General features: G+C 51.5%; 8 protein-coding genes and 2 pseudogenes. 3 read left to right on the top strand and 7 right to left on the bottom strand.

What is annotated here, in order from left to right:
* Window positions 1-102: 102 nt before the first annotated feature.
* Window positions 103-699: pseudogene (locus tag CKK19_RS24205) on the top strand (LysR substrate-binding domain-containing protein); the annotation flags it as partial.
* A 41-nt stretch (window positions 700-740) separates the two neighbouring features.
* Here CKK19_RS24205 and CKK19_RS24200 read toward each other — a convergent pair.
* From CKK19_RS24200 to CKK19_RS24180, 5 genes are all read right to left on the bottom strand, one after another.
* Window positions 741-1400, bottom strand: coding sequence for an SDR family oxidoreductase (locus CKK19_RS24200; protein ID WP_007897903.1), 660 nt, complete (start codon window positions 1398-1400; stop codon window positions 741-743).
* A gap of 294 nt (window positions 1401-1694) precedes the next feature.
* A complete protein-coding gene (locus CKK19_RS24195) occupies window positions 1695-2531 on the bottom strand; it encodes a helix-turn-helix transcriptional regulator (RefSeq protein ID WP_023279881.1) in 837 nt (278 codons plus the stop codon).
* 75 nt (window positions 2532-2606) lie between these two features.
* Entirely contained in the window at window positions 2607-3458 is an 852-nt protein-coding gene (locus CKK19_RS24190) for a DMT family transporter (protein WP_023279882.1), read from the bottom strand.
* A gap of 106 nt (window positions 3459-3564) precedes the next feature.
* Window positions 3565-4440 (bottom strand): MBL fold metallo-hydrolase, encoded by an 876-nt coding sequence (locus CKK19_RS24185; protein WP_017384065.1) that lies wholly within the window; start codon window positions 4438-4440, stop codon window positions 3565-3567.
* 82 nt (window positions 4441-4522) lie between these two features.
* Window positions 4523-5455, bottom strand: coding sequence for a LysR family transcriptional regulator (locus CKK19_RS24180; protein WP_158287950.1), 933 nt, complete (start codon window positions 5453-5455; stop codon window positions 4523-4525).
* 260 nt (window positions 5456-5715) lie between these two features.
* Between CKK19_RS24180 and CKK19_RS24175 the strand changes: the two genes are divergently transcribed.
* Together CKK19_RS24175 and CKK19_RS24170 are read left to right on the top strand one after the other, a co-directional pair.
* A complete protein-coding gene (locus tag CKK19_RS24175) occupies window positions 5716-6840 on the top strand; it encodes an alkene reductase (RefSeq protein WP_023279877.1) in 1125 nt (374 codons plus the stop codon).
* A 95-nt stretch (window positions 6841-6935) separates the two neighbouring features.
* On the top strand, window positions 6936-7244 hold the full coding sequence (locus CKK19_RS24170; RefSeq protein WP_032415288.1) for an ArsR/SmtB family transcription factor: 309 nt from the start codon (window positions 6936-6938) through the stop codon (window positions 7242-7244).
* Window positions 7245-7790: 546 nt separating this feature from the next.
* Here the strand turns inward: CKK19_RS24170 and CKK19_RS24165 are convergent.
* Both CKK19_RS24165 and CKK19_RS24160 read right to left on the bottom strand, forming a co-directional pair.
* A pseudogene (locus CKK19_RS24165) lies at window positions 7791-8479 on the bottom strand (IS3 family transposase); the annotation flags it as partial.
* Window positions 8480-8569: 90 nt separating this feature from the next.
* Window positions 8570-8998, bottom strand: coding sequence for a hypothetical protein (locus tag CKK19_RS24160; RefSeq protein WP_017384060.1), 429 nt, complete (start codon window positions 8996-8998; stop codon window positions 8570-8572).

The raw sequence follows: 8998 nt of genomic DNA, 5'->3' as shown, positions 1-8998 counted from the left end.
ATTACTAAATGGTTCTAACATGCGGCGGTGCGCCCAAGGGTTGTTATGTTTAATATGGCAGAACTTTCCTGTCGCTATCATTTTGACGCCCGCTATTCGCTCATAGATATGCCTGTCGCGTTTGCGGCTTTACTTGTTATACCCAACCTGCCTGATTTTTATCGCCAGCATCCCGGAATTGAAATTATCCTGAGCAGCTCAGACCGCCGACGGAATATGCTGCATGATGGCCTGGACTGCATACTGAGGGTGGGGGAGCTGGACGATGGCGACTATATCGCAAAGGAGGTGGGAACCGTTAAAATGACGACCTGCGCCAGTCCTGCGTATCTTGATCAACACGGCACCCCGGAAACAATGGACGAGTTGCAGCAGCATCAGGCCGTCAACTGGATTAACAGCAGCAACAGACAAGTTATGCCCTGGACATTCGGGACGTCAGAGGGCTCCACCGAAATTGAACTTCCAGGCAGGCTTGTCGTGGATAACTCAGAAGCCTACATTGCAGCAGGCCTGGCGGGGCTGGGAATACTACAGGGCATGAATATTTTTTTGCAGCCTTATCTCGATCGCGGGCTGTTGGTAGAGGTTCTGCCAGATAATACGTCCCCGAATCGCAAACTGTAACTTCTGTATCCGCACCGCCATCTCTCCCGAAAAGTACGGGCGTTTACCGACTGGCTGGAAAGTTTATTGTAAACGCCTGGGGGCCTGCAGCCTGCTGGTACGTGCGCTGCCTTTTATCGGCCCGCCAGCTTCTGTATGGCTTCACGGACAGGAGCATCGCCAGACGTCAGCTCAATGATGACGCGGCTGACGGCAGGTTGCTCAATGAGTTCAGCCAGCGTAGCCGCCACGTCATCACGGGGCACGTTACCATACGGGATGGCCAGGCCGGCACGTACATAACCCGTACCAGTCTTATCCTGCAGCGCGCCGGGGCGCAGGATCACCCAGTCAAGCTCGCTTTGTGCTAGTTCCACATCGGCCATTTTTTTAACACGCATATAATTTTCGAATGATTCAGAAGTGGTTTCTCCCCGTGCGGACTCCGGGAATGCAGAAACGAGCAGAAAGCGAGACACACCGGCACTGAGGGCGGCAGCTACCGACTTTTTCAGCCCTTCGCCGTCGACCGCATTGGTCATCTCCTGTCCCCCCTTACCGCCGGCACCGGCAGTAAACACCACTGTATCACTACCTGCAAAGTGCATCGCCAGCGCAGCTGCATCCAGCTCTGTCAGGCTCCCACTGACGGGCTCAGCACCCAGCTCGCCTAGCAATGCCTGCTGCTCTGGCTTACGGTAGAGGGCACGAACAGCATGCCCCCTACCTGAAAGGATCCTGCACAGACGCTGGCCGATTTTGCCTGCACCACCGATAATGAAAACATGAACCACAGTTGTCTCCTTCTGGGGTTATGATGTGTCCGAAATTATAACCTGACATCAGGTCAGTTCCTTTGAGCCTGACCGATTGCACTGCATGCTGCTGCCAGCACCAGACAGCTGGTCAGATACTCAGTTGTTCTTATAGCTGAGAACAACAGCCGTACCGATTTAGCTCTCCCGTCACGATGAGAACTCCTGAACCGGTTACACGCAATGCCGGCCAATATCTTCCGTTATATTCGAAAGATCCACGCAAGTTACTGAAGTGCGAGGGACGCAATGTGTACCTTGAACGAACTGAAGTCAGCGGAACCCTGAAGGTTCGATTCCATAGCGTTCAGAAAACTGCTTGCTGAAGCTCGATAGTGAATTGTAACCCACCCGCCCCGCGACCGTTTTTACCGGCAGCGTCGATGTCATCAGCAGGCGGAGAGCCTCCGCGATACGTGCATCGGCGATAACTGAGCGTAAGCTGGTTGACTCACTGGCCAGGTGGCGCCGAAGCGTGGGGCCACTGAGTCCCGTCAGATCTTCAATTTCAGCAGCACTCCAGGGATGAGCCGGTTTGTCCGCTACCATCTGACGGATTTTCATGGCCAGACTTGGCTGCCGGGCTCGCAGCAAAGCATGGTATCCCATGCCATAAAGCCAGAGCACCACTTCAACCATGGCGTGCAGGGAAAGCGGACGCTTCCCTTCCCGCATTGCGGCTGTCCAGCGGTTAAGGGGTGAAAGAAGAGCTGATACGGAAATGGCTGCGATGCTGCCGGTGTCCTGTGGTGGTGGTGCGGCAAGTAACAGCCTGGCTGCTTCAAGCTGTTCCTCCGCGAGCACCACGCTCAGGGCAACAAACTCACCACTTTGTTCTGAAGGGGCATATTCTATATCGATGCTACGGGCATTCGGGACGACCATAATCTCGCCCGGGATCACCCGGTGCCATTTCTCATTTTCACGATACCGGAATTCTCCTTCCAGCGGGAAGGAAAGGGTCGCACCTTCCACCTCGAACTTCTTTACCTGATGCGTCTGTTCTGCGCGAAGGCAATCGCAGGGAAGTGGAAAACGGGAGCGTGCCAGGGTAAGAAGCTCAGCGAGGAGATCATCAACGGGAGAATCGGAAAAGCTGACTGTTTGCATATTCATCCGGAATTTGACTTTGACCGCTATTATACGTCGCCATATACAAAAGCATACAGCGACGCGTGCGGTTGTCTATTCCCGGATGACAAAAATCAGGCCGATTATAGTTATTGCCATACCCACAAGCATGGGCAATGTAATGGCCTCTCCAAACAGCAACCACGCTTCAGCTGCCGTGAGAATGGGAACCAGGTAAAAGTAAGTAGCGACTTTGGTTGCTTCACCGCTTCGTATCATAAAAATCAGCAACATAATCGCCAGAACCGATACGCCAATAACCAGCCAGCCCAGACCCAGCGCAAATGATAAGCTCCACTGCGTCGGAGCAGATTCGAACATCAGGCTAATTGCACCCATCGATATTGTCAAAGTGACGTACTGTAAAAACGTGTTCGCAAAGATATGTCCATCTCCCTGAGCACGGCGCTGATAAAGCGCTCCGATCGTTACGCCAAATAACCCCAGCATGACCGACCCAAAAGCCACAGGATCCAGTGCAAAACTATGCTGGCCTGGCGAGAGCACCAGGAAAACGCCCGCAAAGCCAATCGCAATACCCAGCCATTTCCGGGGATGCAGGGACTGACGGTGCATGAGTGAAACCAGTATTGCAGTCAGTACCGGCTGCAGGCCGGTGATGAGCGCCACAATGCCTGACGGCATGCCACGATGGATGGCATAAAAGCATCCGCCCAGAAAGAAGCTCTGCAGGAAAAGTCCGACAATCAGGTTGCGAACCATTCCTCTGCCGGACGGAAAACGGGCCCTGAACCCCAGTGTAAGCAGCAGAAGGACCAGACAGGAAAATGCGCCACGCAGGAATAAAAGATGAAACGGCGCGCTGTACTGCACGGTAAATTTGGCTGCGACAAACCCTGACTCCAGAGGAATACAAAAAGCCAGGGCGCAAGAGTAATGAGCCATTTTTTTGTGAGGCAGTGATATTCATAGTATTGCAGGTGGGTTCTTGTCGGGCGATATGAAAGGGGATCTTCCCGGTCACTATTGTGTGCACCGGGAAGGAAGGTGATCAGACTGCGGGTGACCACAGGTCGTAATTCAGTGCGAAGCTGTTACCTTCACGGATAACCTTACCGGTAGTAGGCAGGTTGAAGTGCATACCACTGACAGCCAGGTTATCGCTCGCTGCGCGGTCAAGCACTTTGCTACGGATGGCCGCCGCCGCCGCAGGATCGCTGTCGAACGCGATAGTAACGTCAGGCTGAGCAACCTGAATGTGCGGGAAGTGAACAATATCACCCCAGATGAGCAGCGACTCTTTTTCATCACCCAGCAGATAACCGGTATGTCCTGGTGTATGGCCGAACAGCGGTACAGTCTGAATACCTGGTAAAATCGCTTCCTCGCGGAATGGCACCAGTTTGTCGTCATAAGCGCTGAAGGCGTTCCTTGCTACTTCAAAGAACGGCTTGAATGCGTCAGGCGCGCCAGCGGAAATGGTTTCATCACGCCAGAAAGCGAGTTCTTTCTCATGCACAAACAACTGCTGAACATTGCGGAAAACGGGAGTCTGCAGGGGGCCTGCAAGCCCGCCGATATGGTCAGGATGCGCGTGAGTCAGGAGAAGGGTATCAATCTGAAGCGGGTCAATGCCTGCCGCGGCCAGGGCTACCTGAAGCCGACCGCCCCAGCCATTGATACCTCCGGCACCACTGTCAATCAGGATGGTTCGCTCAGGCGTCTGGATAACGTAGACGTTGATATTAATACGGGGTACTGCTGGCACACCGCGCTTCTGCAGTAAATCCTCGGCACGTGAGCCGTCAATACCAGACAGCAGCTCAAAAGATACGTCCAGATAGCCATCACTCAGCATGGTCACAGTCATGTCACCTACTTTTTTGCGATTGATAGCCGGGGCCTGCCAGTTCAGTTGTGAAGTCATATTGGTCTCCGTTACGATTAGAGGTCATCAGGTTTTACTTTAGCAATAGTAACGAAATTTCTGGTTCGAACTGCTCATCCTGCTACGTAAACCGCTCATTCTTAAAATCCGGAGCACAGCAGGTTATATTGCTTTTGCCTTTCTCATGTAAGGTGTCGGTATTATCTTTACCGGAGCCTGTAATGGACATTATTGGAATTATCATGTCGGCGGGAAAAGCCTCTGACCAGTCCTCAAGCACCCGACAATAGTGTCCCGCCTCAATCCCCGCCAGGGCAGAAGACTCCGGCAGGTAGGCCAGGCCGTAGCCATCTTTTACTGCCTGAAGCATTGGATAAATGCTTGAAAAAGTAAGCTGCCCGTCCACTTTTTTCACAATATCCCCCTGCCTGACAAATTCCCAGCCATACAGCGGGCCTGTGGGTGACAGACGTATATTGATGCAGTCATGTTTTTCCAGCTGAGAGGGATGTAGCGGCAGACCTCTTTCTGCAAGATAGGTGGACGATCCAATGACGACAAACCGTATGTCCGGTGCGATTCGGACGGCCACCATATCCTTTAATATGTCATCACCAATTCGGACTCCGGCATCAAAATTGCCCTCAACAATGTCGACAAAACCGTTCTGCTGCGACATTTCCACCTTGATATCCGAATATTTTTTTAGTAACGGTGACAATCGTGGCCAGAGACATTCATGAATCATGTGATCTGATACCGTAAGTCTGACCAGCCCAGCCGGTGTATGGCGCAGTCTCTGAAGAGCTGTCACGCCCGCTTCAATGCGCGCAAGACCGGGTTCAAGCGTCAGTAATAATTGTTTACCGGCTTCGGTGACAGCCACCCGCCTGGTTGTACGCATAAGTAACGGCATGCCAACGCGCTCCTCGAGACGACGTATCGTGTGTGAAAGCGTGGATGCCGAGATCCCGAGGCGGACAGCAGCCCGTGAAAAACTGCACTCCTGTGCTACTGCCATGAATGCAACATAGTCATTAAAATCGTGACGCATACCGTTCCCGTTCAGGATCTCCGATAACATTATCAGAACCATTTAGGTTCATGATGCCGATTCTGTGAGCCATCAGGCAACCCCCCCGTTCCGCTCATCCGATCATAATTTTTATAAATCTAGATATTGGTAAATCTCAATATGTGGAATAAAGTGTCGTGGTTCTGCGGCTACATCGGCCGAACGACGACATGCCAGGTCGTAAATGCTGAGACATGGCGTTTCAGTGATATTGAAAATTCGCTATATCAGGATATGTAATGAAGACGAAAAACCTGTTCTCTCCCACCAGACTAGGTCCCTACACCCTGAAGAATCGTGTTGTACTTCCGCCTTTAACCCGCTCACGGAGCTCACAACCGGGTGATATTCCGAACGAACTGATGGCTGAATATTACGCACAGCGCAGCAGTGCCGGGTTTATGGTGACCGAAGGAACACAAATCGAACCTCGTGGGCAGGGTTATGCGTGGACCCCGGGGATCTACAGCTCACGGCAAGTGGAAGGCTGGAAGAAAGTGACGCGGGCAGTGCATGAAAAAGAAGGCATCATTTTTGCCCAGCTCTGGCATGTCGGAAGAGTATCCCATAACTCCCTGCAGCCATGTAACGCCTCGCCTGTCGCTCCGTCGGCGATACCGGCAGGGGAAAACGTTAAGGTATTCATCGAAACCGGGCCGGGAGAGGGTGCGCTGGCTACCGCTTCCTGCCCCCGCGCACTGGAAAAAGAGGAAATTAGTGAGATTGTCAGGATGTACGCCGGGGCAGCTCAGAACGCCCTTGATGCCGGTTTTGACGGTGTGGAAATTCACTGTGCAAATGGATACCTGGTTAACCAGTTCATGTCATCCCATAGCAACAAAAGAGAGGATGAATATGGTGGCTCATTACATAACCGGCTGCGGTTTCTGCGCGAAGTGACGCAGGCTGTCGCTGATGTGGTCGGTAAAGACCGTGTGGGAGTCCGTTTTGCTCCGCTCTTTCAGACCACGGATGAAGTAAGGGTCTATCTTGGCCTGGTGGAAGATGATCCCCATGAAACCTATACCGAAGCCGTTAAAATTCTTGAAGAAATCGGAATAGCCTATATTTCTCTTGCTGAAGCCGACTGGGATGATGCTCCCGAATTGCCTGAAGCATTCAGAGCTGAAGTCCGTAAGTTATTCAGCGGTGTAATTATGTATGCCGGGCGATATACGCAAGAAAAAGCCGAACGGATTATCGGTGCTGGCTGGGGAGACATTATCGGATTTGGCCGCCCGTTCATAGCTAATCCGGATTTACCGCAGCGCCTTTATCATGAATGGCCACTGAATCCGGTCGATCCAACAACCATGTATGGTGGAACGGCAAAAGGCTACACAGATTATCCCGCCTTTGGCTAACCATTCTTATGAGCATCAGCTTTTCAAAAGCTGATGCTTAACGTAGAGAAGTATCGTAACATTGCAATTCCTCAATGCGACAAGTGACAGAGTTTATGCCTGATATTGATTTGAATGACGTGATTAAGGCGCTGGGAAACCCTGTTAGAAGAAAAATTCTGCATATGCTCAAGGAACCGAAAATACACTTCCATCAGCCTTATGCTGATGCGGACGAGTTCGGTGTGTGTGTCAGTATCATTCAGGAAAAGGTCGGGCTCTCACAGTCTACCGTTTCTCTTTACCTCTCAGCTCTTCAACGGGCACAACTTGTTACTTCTCAGCGCATCGGTCCCTGGACGTACTACAAACGTGACAATGATAAAATAAGGGTTGTTCTTGAGTTGCTGAAAAATACAATCTGATACAGGACTGAGCACATTCAGTGTAACAGTACCGGGGGTTCGTACTTGCGATCCCGGCAGGCATTCCATGAAAGCGCACTAATTCCTCAATATCAGGCTGCAGACCGGTCATAAGAGGCTAATAGTTTTGCAAAATATCCACCAGTTTGGGTCAAATCACTCTGTCGGTTGGTGTGCATACTCGGTGCAAGGACCTGCAGATATTTAAGATGGCGGATAGCTTGTTACAGTGCCGCTGATGACATTCCGACCCTGTTGCCGTCCGGGTAAGATAATACCTCTGACAGCGGTCATAAAAGCCCAACATAATTGTCTTTCGAGCCATATATTAATCGCTCATCGCGCTCTCTTTTTCGAAGAGGTGTCACTTAATCATGATCGGTCAGTACAAAAAGACAGTGCTTTTCCAAATTCCGGACGGTTGTATGCGAAAACGGTGAAGCTCAACAAATGGTGTCATCGCTGTGCAATGCTCTGCGGGCTCATTCTTTCAGTTAACTGTTTGGTTACAGCTTCAATGAAGTATTTCAGTTAATTCACAGCGAGGGTTTGAGGAAACCACGCTGTGATTACCCAACGCTCATCCGGAGCATCCGGATTGAACTGTCGCTGGAGCTTGTTGGGCGACACGATACTGGCCTCGCCTTTACATGCCCTCGGGCTCCGGTATCCGACCTGAGCCTTTATCCCGACACGTTTCATCAGTCGCCAGACTCTGTTCACTCCGCACTGTTGCCCGCTGTCCCGCAGATCCAGATGGATTTTGCGATAACCATAGACGCATCCCGATTCCAGCCAGAACTGTTTAATCTGTCCTGTCAGTCTCAGGTCTGCCTGATGGCGTTGTGAATGCGGCTGCTGAAGCCAGGCGTAAAAACCACTGGGATGTTCATCCAGCACCCGACAGAGCAGGCGAACAGGCCAGCAATAGGTGTTGTCACGAATAAAGGCGTACCTCAGTCGGACAGCTTTGCGAAGTACGCCGCGGCTTTTTTTAATATGTCCCGTTCGTCGGTAACCCGCTTCAGCTCTTTCTGAAGACGGCGGATCTCGGCCTGAGCATCTGACTGTTCTTTATTAGTGGAAGAATCCGGACCGTAGTTCTTTATCCAGGCGTAAAGGCTGTGGGTGGTGATATCGAGACGCGTTGCAACGCTGGCAACAGAATAACCGCGATCAACAACCTGTTTGACTGCTTCAATTTTAAACTCTTCAGGATAACGCTTACCGCTCATGGGCACCTCTCTTTAAGTCATCTTAAATGACTCTGAGGTGTCTGTTAAACCTGTGGCGATTCACCTCGCGTCCTTCCGTTCAGTATAGCCTCAGTCCCTGACACCACCCGAGAACGGAATGACGTCCCCTTTCTCCCTCCCGGTGTTGCGTTCAAGCTCCCTGACATACTGCTGTAAAAGTATAAGGTTATGTAACAGCTCTACATTTTCAGCCATCATCTTTTTGATTTCTTCCCTCAGCTCATTTCTCTGACGGCGATACTTTTCTTTCAGCTTGATCTGCTGCTCAATGCCCTGCTCATCAACCGGCGCGGTGCCCTGGCACGTTTTTTTCAGACTGCGGATAGCCTCCCTGACCTGCCTGTACTCAGGACAGTTATAATTCAGGGTGCCGTTTGCCAGCCCCGCTCGTTTTTCCACAGCATACTGGCTGATACGCTCCCCTGATAACATCAGTTCCCTCAGGGCCTGCTCTGCTCTTGCCTGTGTTTTTTTAACCCCCGACTGTTCGTTCGTCAT

This window comes from Enterobacter sp. CCUG 70166 (genome assembly GCF_020224095.1).
GTDB classification, from domain to species: domain Bacteria; phylum Pseudomonadota; class Gammaproteobacteria; order Enterobacterales; family Enterobacteriaceae; genus Enterobacter; species Enterobacter intestinihominis.
This window is presented reverse-complemented; position numbering and strand designations above follow the sequence as displayed.